The 18,417-nt window shown below is 42.0% G+C and carries 20 protein-coding genes; 17 read left to right on the top strand and 3 right to left on the bottom strand.

Annotated elements, in window-relative coordinates:
- The first annotated feature begins 6 nt into the window (after positions 1-6).
- The 11 genes from C558_RS0111880 to C558_RS0111830 all read left to right on the top strand — a co-directional run bounded on the left by C558_RS0111880 (position 7) and on the right by C558_RS0111830 (position 8,921).
- On the top strand, positions 7-1,284 hold the full coding sequence (locus C558_RS0111880) for a UTP--glucose-1-phosphate uridylyltransferase (protein ID WP_018756497.1): 1,278 nt from the start codon (positions 7-9) through the stop codon (positions 1,282-1,284).
- Positions 1,285-1,308: 24 nt separating this feature from the next.
- Complete coding sequence (locus C558_RS0111875) at positions 1,309-1,746, top strand: GNAT family N-acetyltransferase (RefSeq protein WP_018756496.1); 438 nt, start codon at positions 1,309-1,311, stop codon at positions 1,744-1,746.
- A gap of 24 nt (positions 1,747-1,770) precedes the next feature.
- Positions 1,771-3,111 carry a GNAT family N-acetyltransferase gene (locus tag C558_RS33130; RefSeq protein WP_018756495.1) on the top strand — a complete coding sequence of 447 codons (1,341 nt, stop codon included), beginning with the start codon at positions 1,771-1,773 and terminating at the stop codon, positions 3,109-3,111.
- A 152-nt stretch (positions 3,112-3,263) separates the two neighbouring features.
- Positions 3,264-3,803 carry a GNAT family N-acetyltransferase gene (locus C558_RS0111865; RefSeq protein WP_018756494.1) on the top strand — a complete coding sequence of 180 codons (540 nt, stop codon included), beginning with the start codon at positions 3,264-3,266 and terminating at the stop codon, positions 3,801-3,803.
- A gap of 188 nt (positions 3,804-3,991) precedes the next feature.
- Positions 3,992-4,387, top strand: coding sequence for a GNAT family N-acetyltransferase (locus C558_RS30910; RefSeq protein ID WP_342662333.1), 396 nt, complete (start codon positions 3,992-3,994; stop codon positions 4,385-4,387).
- Positions 4,388-4,641: 254 nt separating this feature from the next.
- Positions 4,642-5,142, top strand: coding sequence for a DEAD/DEAH box helicase family protein (locus C558_RS0111855; protein WP_018756492.1), 501 nt, complete (start codon positions 4,642-4,644; stop codon positions 5,140-5,142).
- A 359-nt stretch (positions 5,143-5,501) separates the two neighbouring features.
- Positions 5,502-5,942, top strand: a complete 441-nt coding sequence (locus C558_RS0111850; protein ID WP_018756491.1) for a hypothetical protein — start codon at positions 5,502-5,504, stop codon at positions 5,940-5,942.
- 195 nt (positions 5,943-6,137) lie between these two features.
- Entirely contained in the window at positions 6,138-7,034 is an 897-nt protein-coding gene (locus C558_RS0111845) for a serine hydrolase domain-containing protein (protein WP_342662332.1), read from the top strand.
- Positions 7,035-7,192: 158 nt separating this feature from the next.
- On the top strand, positions 7,193-7,465 hold the full coding sequence (locus C558_RS30905) for a hypothetical protein (protein WP_018756489.1): 273 nt from the start codon (positions 7,193-7,195) through the stop codon (positions 7,463-7,465).
- Between the two features lie 60 nt (positions 7,466-7,525).
- Positions 7,526-8,368 (top strand): GNAT family N-acetyltransferase, encoded by an 843-nt coding sequence (locus C558_RS32540; RefSeq protein WP_018756488.1) that lies wholly within the window; start codon positions 7,526-7,528, stop codon positions 8,366-8,368.
- A 37-nt stretch (positions 8,369-8,405) separates the two neighbouring features.
- Positions 8,406-8,921 carry a DUF3221 domain-containing protein gene (locus C558_RS0111830; protein ID WP_018756487.1) on the top strand — a complete coding sequence of 172 codons (516 nt, stop codon included), beginning with the start codon at positions 8,406-8,408 and terminating at the stop codon, positions 8,919-8,921.
- Positions 8,922-8,955: 34 nt separating this feature from the next.
- Here C558_RS0111830 and C558_RS0111825 read toward each other — a convergent pair whose 3' ends face one another.
- Positions 8,956-9,687, bottom strand: a complete 732-nt coding sequence (locus C558_RS0111825; protein ID WP_018756486.1) for a CAP domain-containing protein — start codon at positions 9,685-9,687, stop codon at positions 8,956-8,958.
- Between the two features lie 94 nt (positions 9,688-9,781).
- Positions 9,782-10,159, bottom strand: coding sequence for a YhjD family protein (locus tag C558_RS0111820; protein ID WP_018756485.1), 378 nt, complete (start codon positions 10,157-10,159; stop codon positions 9,782-9,784).
- 187 nt (positions 10,160-10,346) lie between these two features.
- Between C558_RS0111820 and C558_RS0111815 the strand changes: the two genes are divergently transcribed.
- Positions 10,347-10,847: a Crp/Fnr family transcriptional regulator gene (locus tag C558_RS0111815; RefSeq protein ID WP_026263865.1), complete on the top strand. Its 501-nt coding sequence runs from the start codon at positions 10,347-10,349 to the stop codon at positions 10,845-10,847.
- 78 nt (positions 10,848-10,925) lie between these two features.
- Here the strand turns inward: C558_RS0111815 and hmpA are convergent, their stop codons facing one another.
- Positions 10,926-12,149 (bottom strand): NO-inducible flavohemoprotein, encoded by a 1,224-nt coding sequence (hmpA, locus tag C558_RS0111810; RefSeq protein ID WP_018756483.1) that lies wholly within the window; start codon positions 12,147-12,149, stop codon positions 10,926-10,928.
- Between the two features lie 447 nt (positions 12,150-12,596).
- Between hmpA and C558_RS0111805 the strand changes: the two genes are divergently transcribed.
- From C558_RS0111805 to C558_RS0111785, 5 genes are all read left to right on the top strand, one after another.
- Entirely contained in the window at positions 12,597-13,235 is a 639-nt protein-coding gene (locus C558_RS0111805) for a YitT family protein (protein WP_018756482.1), read from the top strand.
- Between the two features lie 189 nt (positions 13,236-13,424).
- Positions 13,425-14,522 carry a GntR family transcriptional regulator gene (locus C558_RS0111800; protein ID WP_040674899.1) on the top strand — a complete coding sequence of 366 codons (1,098 nt, stop codon included), beginning with the start codon at positions 13,425-13,427 and terminating at the stop codon, positions 14,520-14,522.
- 349 nt (positions 14,523-14,871) lie between these two features.
- Positions 14,872-15,726: an ABC transporter permease gene (locus C558_RS0111795; RefSeq protein ID WP_051106864.1), complete on the top strand. Its 855-nt coding sequence runs from the start codon at positions 14,872-14,874 to the stop codon at positions 15,724-15,726.
- A 12-nt stretch (positions 15,727-15,738) separates the two neighbouring features.
- Positions 15,739-16,629: a carbohydrate ABC transporter permease gene (locus C558_RS0111790; protein ID WP_018756479.1), complete on the top strand. Its 891-nt coding sequence runs from the start codon at positions 15,739-15,741 to the stop codon at positions 16,627-16,629.
- A gap of 124 nt (positions 16,630-16,753) precedes the next feature.
- Positions 16,754-18,409 (top strand): type 2 periplasmic-binding domain-containing protein, encoded by a 1,656-nt coding sequence (locus C558_RS0111785; protein ID WP_018756478.1) that lies wholly within the window; start codon positions 16,754-16,756, stop codon positions 18,407-18,409.
- Positions 18,410-18,417: the final 8 nt, after the last annotated feature.

Raw genomic sequence — 18,417 nt, 5'->3', positions numbered from 1 at the left:
TGAACAATGACAAGTGAGCGTGAAGCGATGGAGAATCTCGTGAATCAAGCCGAAAGTCTTCTTCATGCCTATCAGCAAGACCATGTTGTACGATGTATGAAGGAGTTATCTGTTGAAGAAAAGCAAAAGCTTGCAGCACAAGTGCTGCGTGTTGATTTTGATCAGCTTGCGCAAGCCTATCTAAATCGATCAACGTCGAGTATGGGGCAGGGAAAGCATATCTCGCCTATCCCTTATTTTGACGTGGATACGTTATCCAAAGAAGTTTATGAGCAGTATGAGGAGCGCGGCTTAGAATTGCTTCGAGACGGCAAAATTGGCGTTATCGTGGTAGCGGGGGGTCAAGGGAGTAGGCTTGGACATGCAGGACCCAAAGGAACGTTCGATATCGGCTTGCCGTCACATAAATCATTGTTCCAGCTTCAAGCTGAACGGCTGCTGCAGCTATCGCTGCGGGTTGGCCGTATTATTCCATGGTACCTGATGACAAGTCCGGAGAATCATGAGGACACCGTTCAATTCTTTGAATCGCATCAGTTTTTCGGCTATCCCGCGGAAGATTGCTTCTTCTTGGAGCAGAATACGATGCCTGCAATGGACCATGAGGGCAAGCTGTTGCTCGCGTCGCCTTCAGAGCTTCATTTTGCCCCGAGTGGGAATGGGGAATGTTTTGCCTCATTCAAGCGTTCTGGTGCGCTAGAGGATATGGAGAAGAGAGGATTGACGTGGCTCTTCTATTACAACGTGGATAATGCGCTTATACAAGTTGCAGACCCAGTATTTATTGGGATGGCGGACCTCCAGCATCATCCGATTGCATCCAAGGTGGTATTCAAGGAGCGGCCTGATGAGAAGGTCGGAATGGTCTGTTTGTGGAATCAGCGCCCGGCCATTGTAGAATATACGGAATTTCCCGAACATGTATTGAACGAGCGTAATGATCGAGGGGATCTGGCTTACGCGCTGGCGAATATCTCGATTCATATGTTCCGTTATGATTTTATCGCGCAGCATGCGGATACACAGATCCCATTTCACGTAGCATCCAAGGCAATCCCGCATATGAATGCTGCTAGAGAAATCATCGTTCCTGATGCGCCGAATGGTTACAAGCTGGAACGGTTTATATTTGATTTTTTCCCGCTTGCGGAAGCGATGACGGTTCTGCGGGTGGAGCGGGAGAAGGAGTTCGCGCCAGTCAAAAACAAAGAGGGCGAGGACAGCTCATTGACAGCAAGAAATCTCGTGCTGCGAATGTATCCGGAAGAAGGGTTAAGCGAATAGAAGAGTCATGAGAGGAAGAGACGGATGGAATTAACGATTACGAATGCGTCGAACAGGGATGATAAAGCATACGTATGTGACAAAATGTACGAATTTAACATGATGCATTTTCCTGACGATCTGAAGGGGAGGTACCAAGAGGTGAACCTGTTCCTGAAGGATGAAGCAGGTCAAATCTATGGCGGGATCATCGGCGAGATTTGCTGGAACTGGATGGAGATCCAGTACCTTTTTGTCGATGCTGCCTGTCGTGGAGCGGGGTATGGGAAGAAGCTACTCGCGGAGGCTGAGAAGCTGGCGAGAGAGAAACGGTGCGAATTTATGAAGCTGGATACGTTAAGCTTTCAGGCGTTGGACTTTTACAAGAAGCAGGGCTTTGAAGTCTATGGGGTGATTGAGAACGCGGGAAGGCACACGCATTATTATTTGAAGAAGGATTTAGGGGTATTCGGCGATCAATAATGTCTTCGAGAAGAGGTGAAATCGATGTTTATAGCAGAGGGGCAACTTTCCATACGGAGAATGCGGGATCACGAGGAAGATTATGCGTTCATGTTCAAATGGTTGAATGATGAGAAATTGCTGCACTATATCGAAGGGCCCAGTAAGCGGTATACGATGGAGCAGATTATTGCCAAATACGCTTCGCGGGCGAGAGGTGAGCATGACGTTACGCCTTGGATCATGGAATGGGACAATACAGCGATTGGGTATGTGCAATTCTATCCGCTACAAGAGGATGAAATAGAATTATACGAAGCGAAATCAGACCAGCCTCAATACGGCGTAGATCTATTCATCGGCGAGACCGACTATTGGGATTCGGGGATTGGGACGACGGCATTAAAATCGGTTGTTCGGTATTTGTTGACGGAGCAGGGGGCTGCTGACGTTTATATCGATCCTCAGACATGGAATACAAGGGCCATTCGAAGCTATGAGAAATGCGGGTTCAAAAAGGTTAAAGTGCTCACTGCACATGAATTGTTCGATGGCGAATATCGAGATAACCAGATTATGCGTGTATCGCTGGACGAACTGAAAATGCAAGTCTATTTGGACAACATCGTTGCGTTGTTTCTGGATGAGTTGAAGGATAATCTAGCGGGTATTTATTTGCATGGATCACTGGCGATGGGCTGCTTCAATCCGTCTCAAAGCGATGTCGATTGTCTTGTGGTAGTCAGAGAGAAATTGACAATGGAAAATAACAAGCGAATCGCCCAATTGGCGCTATCGGTGCACGATGGGCTGCCGAATGCACGTGGATTCGAGTTCAGTATCCTATTGGAAGATCACTTGAAATCCTTCGTCTATCCGACGCCTGTCGAATTTCATTACTCGGATTACCACCGGGAGCGCTATCTGACAGATGAGAACTATCTGTGCGGAGGTTACGAAGATAACGATATGGCTGCGCAGCTGATGGTTGCCTACCATCGAGGGATTGCATTGTACGGTACTCCTTTACATGAGTTGTATGAGCCGATTGATCGGGAGCTATACCTCGCGTCCATCCTGCATGATGTCGAAGAGGCAGCGGAAGATATCATCCATAATCCGCCAGCGTATCTAACGCCAATGTACGTGACATTGAATTTGTGCAGGGTGCTCTATTTTATCCGGGAAGGCATCATCGCATCGAAGCGCGAAGGTGGAGCGTGGGGCTTACAAGTACTACCTCAGCCTTATCAAGCTTTGGTTCAGCAATGCCTTGACGAATATAACGGGAAAATCGATCGAAGTGAAGTGGAGTTACCGGAGTTGAGTGAGTTTATTCGGTATATGTTAGGTGAGATTCAGGTAGGAAACAGTTCTGCTTGTTGATTATGATGGTATGGCGTAGGAGCAGAACCGATGGTGAAATGTGTAATGCTGGAGGGGGTTCGCTGATATAGCATAGATTGTGTGTAATGCGAAGTTCGTAAAAAAGACGTTATACGACAGAACGAAGTGATTATTTTCAAAGGAGCTAATTTATGAAGATTAAGGTGCAACTAACCAGTAAAAACGAAGCATATATAATAAAAAACTTATACCCTCTCTATTTATACGATTTATCAGAACATTATGTCAGATTTCCAAATATTCATGGAATTTACGAAGATAGTGATGACTTTAGAAAATTGAGTGATCAATATGAAGTTCAGAATATTTGGTGGGAAAAACCAGATTGTTTATACCCCTATTTAATTTTAGTAGAAGATAAACCAGCGGGGTTTATTCTCATTGCTACACCCCCACATTGTGCAGAGGGAATTGATTATTTTGTTAATGAATTCTTTTTACTCCGCCCTTATAGAGGTCAAGGTATAGCAGAACAGGCAGCTATTAAAGTGTTTGAACAATTTAAAGGGAGATGGGAATTGTTTACCAACCCATCTGAAAGAAACATTATAGGGCAAAGATTTTGGCGGAAGACCGTTTCTAATTATAGTAAAAAGAATTATGCTGAATTGTATGGAGATACTTTTGACGGACATAAACTGATTTTTCGATTTGATAATACAGAAAAGTAAGTTTTTGAGAGTATCTCAAAGTTCCGTCGTATAACACTGTTTGCCTCCTTTAAGCCTTTCGGGCTCAGGAACACAAGAACGTTATATGAAAGAACGGCAAACCATGTATCAAATGAGGGTGAATACTACGATGCTTATTGAAAGAGTTACTTATCTCGAACAGTACAATTTGAATTTGTTGTTAGACGATAGCATATCTGAGGGATATAAAATGGTTCAGAAATTACATGATGAATACACGGAGAAGTAACAGATTTAATAGATTCGGAGAATCTTTATTTGTAGCAATAATTGATGAGGAAGTCATTGGGATAGGTGGTTTGAATATTGATCCTTATCTGGATCTTATTGATGTAGGTCGAGTTAGACACTTATATGTTTTACCGAGGCACAGAAGTAGTGGCGTAGGAAAGAAACTCTTAGGGATGATCATTGAGGAAGCAAAGAAGTATTTTCGGACATTAACTTTATATACTGAGAATCCAATTGCTGATAAGTTGTACAGAAATATTGGGTTCTCAAGAGCAGAAGGAATACAAAAAGCAAGTCACGTATTGAACTTGGAAGGAAAAGAAGGGATGTAAATGAAAGCGTCGGTATACCAAAGAAGGCCGATCCTTCATATAACAATGTGTTTACGTATCGAGGGACAAGCCCCCTCGGTCCCGGAAGTAACGATGAAGAAGCGATTGCCGGGACACACCTGCACCACCTAATCGCATCGCGACCGGACCTAAAGGTCTTTAGGTGGTGAGGCGTCGTGAACACGGAAACGTTAGCTGAAACAATATGAATCACTATTAAAACCATTAATTATTCCGATTGGAGACTAATATCAATGACTGAGAGAAAACCAATATTCTTAATTACAGGTGCAAGTGGATCAGGAAAAACTACTATTATCCCCGAACTTCTTAAACAGTGTGCTGAATACATAACACTGGATTTGGACGCAATATATGGCCCATTAAATGAATGGACTTTAATTAAAAATGTTTGGATCCATTTTGCCAAACAAATAAGCTTGAATGGTCGAACTACAATTTTATGTGGGACTTTTATGCCTGGAGAGTACGATGAAGTGGACTTGAAAGATTACTTTAAACCTTACTTTATTGGTCTATATTGTGATGATAGAACGAGAGAATTAAGGTTGCAAGCAAGAGGTTGGTCTGACGAGCTCATAAATGACCATAAAGAATTTAACGACTGGATATTGAATAATGCAGCAACGGCTTTTAATCCTAGTATGCCATTAATTAATACAAGTTCAATTTCTCCTTCTGAGGTAACGGAAAAAATTAAGGGTATAGTTAACCAAGTGCTCTCTGAAAGCTGATTCGAAGATGTCATGTTGCATCAGATAATAATGTGTTCACGCATCGGGGGGGGCAAGCCCCATCGGTCCCGGAAGGTAAGTCGAGGAAGTGATATCCGGGACACATCTGCACCGACTAACCGCATCGCGGCCACTCAAGTTCGTTCTCTTAAGTCGGTGGGACGTCGTGATCACGGAAACGTAATAAGAAATCCCCTAAATACCATTTTAATGGAGGGATACGCATAGAAGTCCTCGTTAAAAAGCTAACGATTAATCAAAAAAGTCTAAGCATAATCTATCTATCCCAGGAAGAAATCGGATTAGAGAACTCAATATATCCCGATACACAGATGAATCTCTATGGAGACAGTAAGTCCTTGATTACTCTTGCTGGCTTATTTAATTTAGTCCAAAGAGAAAAGAGCTTGATCGTTTACCTTTTCAGAAATGCTGAAGAAGGATCTGATTTTGCTTTCTTTCATGGTACAAGCAATCCATTAAGTTTTAGTGACTTTGCAGATATTAGAAAAAGAATATATAAAGCAAATACTGTAGGCAATTATGACTTAAAGACATCACAGGAAAGAAAAAATGATCGTATGCATGAGGCATGGAAGTTTAAAAATATTTATTCAATTCGATCTAGCGGGCAGTTGATTTCAATGAGTACAAATTCATTAGGGCTTCGACTAGCAGAATTGGTCTGTAAGGAACTAAGTGATACTGATGAAGGACATACACATTTTGACGAATGGTCTACTCAGGGAAGCATTGAATTGATAATAAGAAACAAAGACACGGATATGATATTTCGATGAAGAGGGTACTTCCGATAACAATACATTCCTGCTGCGGGGCATACGCCCCTTGATCTTCCCGATGGATTTCAAGAAGCAGAATCAGGTAGACACAGCCATTCCTCTTAGATAAGAGCTCTATCTAAGGGGAATGGCCGTCGGGAATGCGGTAACGTTATCTGAATGGCCCACAATAAATAAAGCAGAAAGGGGGATATCATCTTTATTAACTTATATGAACTCGAAAGAGCGATAAAGAAAGATAAAATTGAGAGTTGTGTTGTATACGAAGAGAACTCAACTTTATTTGAATATTTTAGAAATCGAAAAACGAAAGATAAACAACACAAAGTAAATTCAATTACAAAGAGTGTTCTATCTGCATTGTATGGAATTGCAATTCAACAGGGGTATATTGAGAATGAGGACGTTCCAATTTCAAATTATTTCAGCGAAATCGATGATACAAAAAACGGAATTACAATTAGACATCTATTAACGATGTCCTCGGGTTTGAAATGGTCTGGAAATGAAGCTATGATTCCAACAAAGGATTGGGTGAAATTCATTCTAGAACAACCTGTTGAATCAGAACCAGGAAAGCAAATGAATTATAGTTGTGGTAATTCACATTTACTTAGCGCTATATTGCAGAAGGCAACCAAAATGAACACAGTGGATTTTGCAAAAAAGAACTTATTTTTACCTTTAGGTATTCACGATTTCAATTGGTTTCAGGATGCTCAAGGGATTGCAATAGGTGGATTTGGTTTGAGAATGAAGATAGAAGATATGTTGAAATTTGGGGTGTTGTATTCACAAAATGGAGAATGGAATTCGAAACAACTGATTCCTGCTGGATGGATTGAAAAATCAACAAATAATAATTCTGTTGCAGAATCCTTGTATGGATATCATTGGTGGATAATGAATAGTAAGAATGTAGACTGTGAAGAAGATAAGACATACTATGCTATGGGTATGGGAGGCATGAGAGGGCAATATATATTTGTTAATCAAGAAAGACGATTAGTTACCGTATTTACAAGTATCTTATCCGATAATACCTCAGGTCCAATACAATATTTCGAGAACTATATTTTAAATAAATAAGGGATAGATCAGTTTTTCAAAGAAGGCGTGCCCATCCGATAAACACTGCATTCAAGCATCGGGTCTCTAACGAGACCCTCGGTCGCCAAGAGGGAATTTCGGAGAAGTAGAATCAGGCAGACTAGACCGTAAAACAAATATTTTTCTGGAGGTATGACATGGAATATAAATATAACCCATTTGAAGATAAAACCATTCATACAACTCAGCCTGGTAATATTTCTGATGATTCCGATCGACAAGGATTTAATGATGTGATAAAGCATTATGATGCAGTTAATGGATTCCAAAACCCAAAACAACTCAATCAGTTTCCAAGGTCTATAAGACAAATAATTCGATGGGCGATAATATTATATGTTTCAACATTTTTTGGATATATTATCTATTCGATAATTATAAATTTTTTTGAAATTGAATTAATTGAATAACCTAAACCTAGAATTACAGGTGTTGAGTGGCGAAATAGCTGGAGGAGAAGAATAATAAAAATGATAGAACTAAAAACGAATGAGTACGATAAGATAACTCCTCTTATAGCTCATAAAGAACATGAGTTCATTTTTGTATTTGTTCAATCTGTTATTGATCGTAATCAACTAGGAAGGATTTTTGTTAATAATATGGACCATCCAACTGCTGGGTTGGTGGCTAGCCGTGGCGGGAAGTATTATCTATTTGGAGACGAACAAGATCTATCGTTCAATCGATCCTTGCTTGATTTCTTAGCTAATCCCGATACTCACGCTCATTTTTATGATTTATATTTCTCTTCAGATTCTTGGATCTCGACGATTAAAGCCCCATTACATGATAATGTGGTTGAGTTAAAAAGATCTCATTATATTTTAAGTGACACGGCAATCGTTCCTGATAAACATCATGTCCAGTCTGGAGCGTCTCAATTAACAAGAATGAATACACAGTTATATGATAAATATGTACAGGAAATGGATCATTCGTATTCTTTGCTTTGGGATTCTGCGGAGATGTATCTTGAAAGAGCAATTGGCTACTGTTTTCTGAATGAATCAGGTTTTGTAAGTGCATGTAACACCTTTTATTTGGGTGGAGGATATATTGAACCAGACATCATTACACTTTCAGATTATAGGAATCAAGGTCTAGCTTTTACACTGTGTCAGGAATTTATTATAAAAAGTAGGCAACGTAAGTTAATTCCTTATTGGGATTGTGATTCTGGCAATGATGCATCTAATCAATTAGCTAATAAATTAGGATTTAATAAAGTTGGAGAAGTACCAATTTTATGGTGGCATGAAGACAAACAAGTCATTGCAAATTATTTAGTAAAGTATAACTACCAGATCTAGGTTGTGCAGTTGATTGGATGATGGCAGGGAGAACGATATGAAACGAAAGTCTACGGCATTATTGTTCGTGCTATTTCTTCTTTTATCGGGTTGCGTCCATCCAGGCAAGAGCAGTGACAAGGAATCCCCAGATGTTGTGCATCAATATATAGGATATGTCGTCAAACATAAGCCAGATCAGCTGCTTGTCACAGCCTTCTCGGCCAATACATCACAGAGCGAAGCGATTTGGGTGCGAACGAAAAAACAATACGGACTGGGAACGAAAGTTGCAGTTGAATTTAACGGCGAAATTGAAACTTCATATCCAGGTCAAGCTGCTGTGAAGAGCATTGAAATGATAAAGGCAGATTCACCGCAAGGCGCTGATATCACGGCAGAAGATATCGTTGCAAGAGCATTGAATCACTTTAACAGTTCTATTCCTATCGTAAAAGCAGTTGAATATCTCTCCAATGAGAAGTTGTGGCACGTGACTCTATTTGATGATGCGCAGTCCAATCATTCAGAACATGTCCTTGTCTTTACGCAAGATGGTAAACTGAATAAATAAAAAAACATGCTGCCTACTCAGGCAGCATGTTCTGTCATCCGGTAAATTCTTGGACCCATGCATTGTTGTAAAATCCGACCCCGAGTTTGGTGAAGTTGCTGCTTAAAATATTCGCTCTATGGCCTTCGCTATTCATCCAGTCGTTCATAACTTGATCTGGTGTCGTCTGGCCTTTGGCAATATTTTCGCCAGCAGCATTATACGTGATCCCGAACTTTTTCATCATATCGAAGGGGGATCCATACGTTGGTGAATTGTGATCGAAATAATTGTTCTGGATCATGTCTTGCGCTTTCACGAGCGCCATCTTGGACAAATTCGCATCCATCGTTAGGGCATTTAATCCGGCGTTGGCGCGTTGTTGATTCACAAGGTTTAGGATCTCTTGATCAAACTGTTGGGAAGATGATGGTGTTTGGTTATTCGGACTTTTGCTAGGATTCTGAACTGGGCTTGGAGCAGGACTTGGAGCTGGATTCTGTGTCGGATTCTGTACTGGATTTGGCTGAGCCGGATATTGCGATGGCGCTTGGCCTCCGACAATCCATTGCAGCGGTGCGCCCGGTGCTTGTTGGATTCTAACCGGTTTCCGAGCGCCAGGAGTAGCTGTGGATGAAGCTTGTGTCTTCAGCGTCTTCGGGATTTTCGTGTGGGAATGCGTCTCAATACGTGTTCCCGGTGCTACTTGCTTAGTCGACATATTTCCGTTCGGGGAAGTACATCCTGCCGCCAGCAATAATGCGGTTAAGGCAATATATTTCTTCATGTGTCAACACCTCGATGCATTAGTTTGGTGATGTTCATCATGATTATATTTTCCCGGCAAGGATGAAATTATCCTGAGCGTTGTAAGATCCCCATCACATCTCCATATCCAAATCCACATTCATGTATTCGCTCAAATAACGCTCAATCTCCGCTTTAATCAAGCTCCATAACATGGAGAACGTATGGTGGTATCCCCGGCATACATAGAGGACTTCGACGCCAGATTTGGTGCGTTTCTCTTCGTAGACCTTCAATCCGTGGGCACGGAGCTGCTTCCGTATACGGACCAGATCATCATGCACTTGGCGCTGTACTTGCTGCAAATTGCGAACATAGATGGTCGGCATCTTGAGCGGCGCCATTCCCAGGGTCTGCATATCTCGTTCCAATACATCCAGTACGATCGGGAGGAGAATATACTGCTTAACGAGTGTGAAATCAACCTCGGTCTGGAGGGGGACAGATTTCATCGCGAACACTTCCTATGCTTAGAATGTTTAATTCTTGTTTCGAACACCTGTTCTTATTATATTCATAATAGCGAACAAATATTCGTATGACAACAACAATTTTTGGTAGCTGCGTTGAAGTTGTTTGCTGGTTGGCTTGTCATTGGTTATCATAGGGAGAATGATAATGAAGGCGGGAGAGAGCTGCATGATCGTACATAAAGGAGATATCTTGTTCCGGCAAGGTGACTCAGGGGAATATTTGTATCATATTAAGCGTGGCATATTCAAAGTAACAAGGGTTCATCCGAATGGGAATCTGGTGTTATTTAACATCTTGTATCCGGGAGAAATTGTTCCGCACCATTCGTTAATTACGCCGAAGGATTTCCATGGTACGGCAACGGCAATTACGACTAGTGAGGTGGAGCTGATTCCGGCAGAGGCGTGGTATAAGGAGCTAGAAGAGAACCCAGATAAAGCCTTATCCATCGCCAAAATGCTGCAGGAGAAATTGCGATTCATGCAGCAGCGTATTGATCATCTGACGATTGGTTCGCCAGGAGAACGATTGAAGCTGTTGGAAGAATGGATGTCCAGCTATGCACAGAACGAGACGTTGACGGACTTGTTGACGCAGGAGGAGATCGGACAGCTCATTGGCGTTCGCCGAGAGACGATCAATCGCTTGCTTCGCAGTCAGGGTTGAACACTGACACATACAACGCAAAAAAGGAGGCCTCATTGTCCGAATAGACAAGTGGCCTCCTTTTGCATTCAATGAATACTATGCTTCTAAGCTGCCAGCTGGCCCGAAGAACTCGTAGTGAATACGATCCGTGCTCACACCTAGCTGCTTCAATGCAAGATTGATGGCTTTCATGAATGGTGTTGGACCGCAGAAGTAGAATTCACCGGTGTTCACTGTCGCTGCAGGGAGTACCGACTTCAGCCACTCGAGATCAATGAAGCCTTGATGGTCGTAGTGATCGCCAGTGCTCGGTGATTCATAGATGACATAAGACGTCAGTGGCGCATGCTGCTCCGTTAGTTCTGCGACATGGCCCTCCATCGCATGCAATTCGCTATTCAACGCGGCATGGATGTATGTCACAGGGCGCTCAGGCTGCTGCGCGACGATGGTATTCAACATACTTACCATCGGTGTTAATCCAACACCGCCACTGATGAGTACGACAGGTGCTTCGCTGCCCGCAGTCGGATCGAGTGTGAAATCGCCGGCTGGGGCACTGATTTCAAGTGCATCCCCAACGTGAACATGGTTATGCAGGTAGCTCGAGACAATGCCAGCAGGCTGTGAATCGCTGTCAGCTTCTCGTTTAACCGTAATTCGATAGTAATCCTGTCCCGGCGCATCCGATAGGCTATAATGGCGCAGATGCGTGTTCGCACTCCCCGGTACATTCGTACGAACAGTAATGTATTGTCCCGGTAAGAAGGAAGCGATGGCCTGACCATCCGCAGGTCTCAAGTAGAACGACGAAATGACGCTGCTCTCTTGTTCTTTGCGTGTAACGATGAACTTGCGGAATCCTTCCCAGCCGCCGGGCTGTCCCTCTGCCTGTGCATACATCTCGGCCTCGACACCAATGAAGGCATCGGCGATCACGCCATAAGCTTCCGCCCAAGCACCGATAATCTCATCCGTTGCCGCATCGCCGAGCACGTCTTTGATGGCGATCAAGAGATGTTCGCCTACGATCGGGTAGTGTTCAGGCTTGATGCCGAGTGCACGGTGCTTATGCCCAATTTGCTTGACGACGGGAATGATCTGCTCAAGCCGATCAATGTTGGCTGCAGCCGCATAGACCGCGTTGGCGAGCGCACCAGATTGTTTTCCTTGACGTTGATTCGCATGATTGAAAATATTTAGCAGCTCAGGATGATTGGTAAATAGCAGTTCATAGAAACGCGCGGTAATCGCTGTCCCATGGACTTCGAGGACAGGAACGGTCGATTTAATAATGGCAATCGTAGATGGATTTAACATGGTGATAACCTCTTTTCGTGATATATGTCACATTAATTATTCTAAGTATAGGTCGCAACTATACCGGAAAATGTGATTTGGCGCACACCAAAATAGAACGTATTGTGAACAACTATAATTCAGAATTATCTGACAATTCCGACTTTCCTGGATGAAGGGATCTGTGTTATAATGATGACAGATGAGCTTTAAAATCTAAATAAGAAAGGATCAGGATACCATGTGTCCCCGAAGGACGAATTCCCAAAGGACAGTCTGGAAACGTTATGATCTCTCCTACACTTAGCGTCATAGTTGGAAGTTTACAAGTCGACAAGTTCGAATGACCAACCAACTATGAAAGAAGCGTGTAACGTATGATGGTGCGAAGGACGAAGCCTCAGGCGAGCTCCCTCATCGTTGGTTGGAAAGCTAAACCCAAACCAATGATGTTAAGAGGGAACGACAATGAGGAGAAAAGAAGAACGGATTCAACAGTTGCAACAAGTCGCTATGATGTTAGTCGGTACGTTTTTAATGGCATTTTGTTATTATCACATTAATTTTCAGAACAATTTGGCGGAAGGTGGATTTGTAGGTCTAGCGCTGCTCGGGAAGTATGCATTTGACTGGTCACCTGCGGTTACGATGATTGTGCTCGATATTCCGATACTCATCGTCGCCATGTTCGTGAAAGGGCGCAAGTTCTTACTGAATACAGTAATTGCGGCAGTTTCCCTTTCAGTGTTTTATGACATTTTTGAGCAGTTTTCACCGTTAGTGATTGACCTGAAGGAGTATATGCTCGTAGCTGCGGTACTTGCCGGGGTTATGACCGGGTTCGGAGCCGGGATCGTCATTCGATTCGGCGGAGCAACAGGCGGGGATGATATTCTCGCGTTATTCTTAAGTAAATGGTCAGGTTTTACGGTCGGAACCATGTTCTTTATATTGGATGCTGTTGTGCTATTATTATCCCTTGTATACTTACCGATTGCAGAGACCATGTATACGATTCTGGCTGTGAGTATCGCAGGCAAGATGATTACGTGGATCGCCACGTACGGATTCTCGAAGAATTCCGTATCCGTCGCTGCAAGGAACTAACGTACATGACAACCACCCCGAATCTCTCTTAGAGAGGTTCGCAGGGTGGTTTTTTATTTCTTTTGGACAAACCCCTTCAATAGAATTTTCTAACACAACACTCCGTTTGTATCAAAAAAAGTTGACACAAAAAATGCATAAAGTTAAAGTTAATTTATAATCTCTACAGAGAGTTGAGGAGTATACAAATTGGCGAGCAAATACACAGTAATAAAGACTGACATTAAGAGAAGATTAACAATGGGGGAGTGGGTCGAAGGTCATCGACTCCCGACCAGCAGAGAGTTTTCGCAATATTATAATTCCAGTGTAAATACGGTGGAGAAAGCGATTAAAGAATTGGAGCAGGAAGGGTGGTTAATCCGAGATGGCCGCAGAGGAACTTTCATGGATAAAAGGAAGGCTACCCATGCAGGTCGAACGCATCTAGTGGCTGCTTTTGTCATGGGGATTGAAAATCCTTTATGGTCTGCCGCATTAAGAGGGGCTGAAGATGCCTTGTATAAACAGGGTTATCACTTATTAATCTCAAGTGATGATCGAAATTACGAGAAGTTAGAAATCCTGGTTAGAGGGGCCGTCGATAGAAAAGTAGAAGGGGTCATTTTAAGTCCGATTATGAGCCCAGGGTATGAAGAAATAAATAATAGACTTATTTCCTTGCTTCAGGATAACGGCATTAAAATCGTGTTTTTGGATCGGATTGTCTCAAATACCGAGATTCCGTACGTTACCAGCGATAATATGGAGGGAGCCTATAATCTGACGAAGTTGCTGCTTGATCAGGGACATCGGCGTATATTATTTATCAGAAATACGAATGTGAGTACGATGAATGAGCGTCTTTTTGGATTTAAACAAGCGATTATGGATTACGGTATAGAATATTCAGATGAGTTCGATGTTCTCATCTCAACCGAATCGGAAGATTTCTCGAATGACTTCGAAGCGTATTGCAATCTTTTTGAGCAGAAAATGAGACAAAAAAGCTTTACGGCTATATTTACGGCAAACGATCTGATCGCAGAAGCGGCCATCCGTTCATTCGAAAAGTTGAATTATAGAATTCCTGAAGATGTATCGCTTGTCACCTACGATGCAGAAAATTTAAATCGTAAAGTATATCGGAATATAACGGGAGTATCTCAACCCTTTTATGAAATGGGACATTGTGCCGCGAAAAAATTGCTCAGCATGATGGAGGGTGATGATGATCATCATCATTTCGGGCAAGTATGCAAATCTACCATTTATTTAGGAGAGTCCGTTATCCCTGTTTCAAACTAAGTTTTATTAATCATAATAATAGCTCGTGTCAACTAGAAAGCTGTCCATTCGCGGTGTGAATGAACACTTTCGGTACGTAGACACGAGTTTTTTTGTGATCTAAAAAATATTTTGTATTATTTTTTGTATCAAAAATTATGAAATTTAACGAAAAAATATTGACACAATAAATTCGTTTGTTGTATTGTTTTGTTATAAATTACATGTACCTGAAACGATAGAATGTAACCGTTATCTTTTTGGGGAGGTCTATCAGCTACTATTTTTAAGATTCGGAGGGGAAGTGTGCAACGTGTTAAGTTTACGCCGGTTTTCAGCGAAATTTTGGAATCAACGTTTTTTATTTCTCATGGTATTGCCTGGTTTTTTAATTGTGTTGGTATTCAATTATTTTCCAATGTACGGCATCCAGATTGCGTTCAAAAAGTATAGTGCGGCACGAGGGATTTGGGATAGCCACTGGGTAGGGTTTAAGTACTTTGTTCAATTTTTTAAAGATCCTACAGCATTGAGAGTTCTCAAGAATACCTTGCTGCTGGGCCTTTATTCTTTGCTCTGGAGTTTCCCGACTCCGATCATTCTTGCATTGCTATTCAATGAACTTAAAAATTCCATCTTCAAAAAAGTGGTTCAGACGATTTCTTATTTACCGCATTTTATATCAACCGTCATCATTGTGGGCATGATTCGAACCTTTGCAGAGCGAGAGGGTGTATTCAATAAAATTGCTTCCTGGTTTGGCGCCGATCCCATCGTGTTCCTCTCGGAACCAGGCTGGTTCAGGACAATATTCATTGGTACGGGGATATGGCAAGGGATCGGATTCGGAACCATATTATATTTGGCGGCATTGAGCGGTGTGGATCCCACCTTACATGATGTTGCGAGCATCGATGGAGCAAGTCGTTGGAAGAAAGTACTGCATATCAATTGGCCTCATATCAAGCCGACGACGATTATTTTACTAATTTTTTCGATTAGCGGCATATTGGGTACAGATTTTCAAAAAGTTCTATTACTATACAATCCGGATACTTATGCGGTTGCTGATGTGATTGGTACATATCTATACCGTGAAGGCATTATGGGAGCAAGGTTTGAATATACGACGGCGATTGGTCTCTTTATGTCAATTGTTGCTTTTATTCTCCTTGTCAGTGCCAACATGATTAGTCGTAAAGTGTCTGAAACGAGTATCTGGTAGGGGGTGCCGAATATGGTAGGTAGAGAGAGTCTTGGCTCAAGATTATTTGATCTCGTAAATATTTTCATCATGTTGCTGCTATGCGTGATTATGTTATACCCATTTTTAAATGTTATTGCGGTTTCTTTAAGTAATACAGAACATATTCTTAAAGGCGATATTACGATTTTTCCAAAAGGATTTAACTTAAGCGCTTATAGTTATGTGTTAAAAGATTCATTTTTATATTCGGGATACTTACATTCCATCATTTATGCGGTTGGATCCACCGCTTTTATGCTCACATTTACATCGCTCATGGCGTATCCACTTATAATTCCGGGTTTCATGGGCAAAAAATTTCTTTCCGTTTTCTTAGTCATTACGATGTTTTTCGGCGGCGGATTAATTCCTACTTATTTATTGATGCGAAACCTACATTTGCTTGATACTTACTGGGTCATGGTTATTCCTGGATGTGTATCTGCTTTTAACGTTTTCATGTTTCGATCCTTTTACCAGTCGATTCCATCCGATTTACGTGAATCCGCAGTTATCGATGGCGCGAATGATATTCAAATTTTGTTCAAGATCTATTTGCCGCTGTCAAAACCTCTTCTCGCAACATTTGCTCTCTTCGGGATCGTTGGGAGCTGGAACAGTTGGTTTGAAGCGCTGATCTACTTGAGTGACGAGAACAAATATCCGTTACAGTTAATCCTCAGAAAATATTTGTTCACCATGTCCTTTGACTCTGGTACCGGAACGGCCGCCATGCAGGCGATGCTCATGCAGATGAAAATAGATCCAAGAAATATCCAAATGGCGATTGTTGTTATTGCGATGTTTCCAATCATGATCATATACCCATTTCTCCAGAAGTATTTTGTCAAAGGCGTAATGATCGGAGCGATTAAAGGCTAGTCCCCGAAGCATGTAAACCCAAGAGTGTGAGAGGGGGTGAGGCCCTACATGTAGAGCGTTATAGATAAGAAAGATGCTTTGTGGTGGTCAAAAGCAGTTCATTACAATTTATGGAGGGGAAAAAATGAAACATCGCCTCAAATTTACATCCCTATTACTCGCGGTTACGTTATTGATAGGCGTTATGCTTACGGCATGTAATTCAGACTCCAAGACAGAAAAAAATACGGAGGCCGAAGACTCGACCCAAACAGGCGGTACACTCAGTTTCTCTGTTACATTGCCTTCATTTGGCGCCAAAATTGAAGACTCCATGGTACATAAGGAATGGCTGAAACAAATGGAGTCCTTGATGGGCATGAAGCTTGACATCAAATATAATTATATTCCAATCAATGAATATAGTGATAAGAGCAAGTTATTATTAGCTAGTGGTGAAACGACGGATTTGCTCATGATTATGAGTAAAGATATTTACAGGCAATATGAAGGGGATGACTCGTTTCTTGATTTAAGTGAGTATAAGGAATCTCTTCCGAATTATATGAACTTAGTTAATCAAGCGCCAAATGGTGATATTAAGGCGATTCGAGAGGATGGAAAGTTCTACGGATTATGGAATATCGATCTCCCAAGACAGGTGAAAGATAAAGGAATGGGCGTCTATACCCCGGCAACTTATCGCTATGATATTTTGGAGAAGAACGGTATTGCGATTCCGAAAACATTGGACGAGCTATATAGCGCCGCAAAAAAGTTAAAGGAACTTTATCCTCAATCCTACCCTATTAATACGTCGGGGAATTCTTTCGATCCGCTCTTCTTAGCTAACCACACCAATGGACCCAATATCTATTGGAATGGTCAAAAATATGTATATGGCCCAACAGAAGAGTCCTATAAGGAAGCGTTGCAATTTGCAAATAAGTTATTCGCTGAGAAACTGCTGGATCCTGAAGTTTTCTCGGATAACGGAGATGCGATTAAGAAAAAGGCCATGAGCGGAACCAATATGATTTTATTGCAAAACTGGTTCAACTTTGCCGGGGATTGGAACCGCACGGCAACAGGCGGAGAAAAGTTTGCGATCTCTCTCTTCCCTGATAACCCGAAATACGGGACGGCATGGCAAAGTATAGTTGATTTCAACTCTGTAGGTGTTAGCCAAGATGCGGTGATGGTCGTGAATCCGAAGGCGAAAAATGTGAAAGCCTTGGTGAAGTTATTAGATTTGCAGTACAAGCCGGAGATCATCGAATTGGTTACTTGGGGGATAGAAGGCACGACATTTACTCGAGATTCCAATGGTAAACCGACCTTTATCGATTCAATTAAGAAAGCTTCGAATCCATGGACAGAAGGCGATAAATATGGCATGAGGTCGAGTAGCTCCTATCGTCCTGGACTACAAATGGCAATCGACACCTGGGCTTTCGTTGATTTCGCGCCAAATGATCCGGGCTTCGTGGATGGGAAGCTCAATGAAAAACCGTGGGAAACCGCTTTTGCTGACATGCCCTATCCGAATGATTACACACCGCCTTGGATCAAGGAACCATTTCTTGATTTTACAGATGATGAAAAAGAACAGATTACTTCGGATATGTCACCTATTAAAACTTACGTCGCTGAAATGCAAAATAAATTCATTAATGGCAAAGAAAGCTTCGACAATTGGTCGGCCTTCCAAGATAAGATTAAGAAGACAGGCGATCTAGATAAAGTACTTCAAATCTATAATGACGCACTGAAGAGATATCAAGAAAGAATCGGGAAGTAAGCCAGGAG

This window comes from Paenibacillus terrigena DSM 21567 (genome assembly GCF_000374845.1).
GTDB classification, from domain to species: domain Bacteria; phylum Bacillota; class Bacilli; order Paenibacillales; family Paenibacillaceae; genus Paenibacillus_K; species Paenibacillus_K terrigena.
Note: the sequence above shows the minus strand (reverse complement) of the source record. Positions and strands in the feature narration are given on the sequence as shown.

Excerpts from the sequence above, each read along its gene's own strand:
- C558_RS0111880 (WP_018756497.1), top strand. The coding sequence starts at position 7 with ATGACAAGTGAGCGTGAAGCGATGGAGAATCTCGTGAATCAAGCCGAA.
- C558_RS0111875 (WP_018756496.1), top strand. The coding sequence starts at position 1,309 with ATGGAATTAACGATTACGAATGCGTCGAACAGGGATGATAAAGCATAC.
- C558_RS33130 (WP_018756495.1), top strand. The coding sequence starts at position 1,771 with ATGTTTATAGCAGAGGGGCAACTTTCCATACGGAGAATGCGGGATCAC.
- C558_RS0111865 (WP_018756494.1), top strand. The coding sequence starts at position 3,264 with ATGAAGATTAAGGTGCAACTAACCAGTAAAAACGAAGCATATATAATA.
- C558_RS0111855 (WP_018756492.1), top strand. The coding sequence starts at position 4,642 with ATGACTGAGAGAAAACCAATATTCTTAATTACAGGTGCAAGTGGATCA.
- C558_RS30905 (WP_018756489.1), top strand. The coding sequence starts at position 7,193 with ATGGAATATAAATATAACCCATTTGAAGATAAAACCATTCATACAACT.
- C558_RS32540 (WP_018756488.1), top strand. The coding sequence starts at position 7,526 with ATGATAGAACTAAAAACGAATGAGTACGATAAGATAACTCCTCTTATA.
- C558_RS0111830 (WP_018756487.1), top strand. The coding sequence starts at position 8,406 with ATGAAACGAAAGTCTACGGCATTATTGTTCGTGCTATTTCTTCTTTTA.
- C558_RS0111825 (WP_018756486.1), bottom strand. The coding sequence starts at position 9,687 with ATGAAGAAATATATTGCCTTAACCGCATTATTGCTGGCGGCAGGATGT.
- C558_RS0111820 (WP_018756485.1), bottom strand. The coding sequence starts at position 10,159 with ATGAAATCTGTCCCCCTCCAGACCGAGGTTGATTTCACACTCGTTAAG.
- C558_RS0111815 (WP_026263865.1), top strand. The coding sequence starts at position 10,347 with ATGATCGTACATAAAGGAGATATCTTGTTCCGGCAAGGTGACTCAGGG.
- hmpA (WP_018756483.1), bottom strand. The coding sequence starts at position 12,149 with ATGTTAAATCCATCTACGATTGCCATTATTAAATCGACCGTTCCTGTC.
- C558_RS0111805 (WP_018756482.1), top strand. The coding sequence starts at position 12,597 with ATGAGGAGAAAAGAAGAACGGATTCAACAGTTGCAACAAGTCGCTATG.
- C558_RS0111795 (WP_051106864.1), top strand. The coding sequence starts at position 14,872 with ATGGTATTGCCTGGTTTTTTAATTGTGTTGGTATTCAATTATTTTCCA.
- C558_RS0111790 (WP_018756479.1), top strand. The coding sequence starts at position 15,739 with ATGGTAGGTAGAGAGAGTCTTGGCTCAAGATTATTTGATCTCGTAAAT.
- C558_RS0111785 (WP_018756478.1), top strand. The coding sequence starts at position 16,754 with ATGAAACATCGCCTCAAATTTACATCCCTATTACTCGCGGTTACGTTA.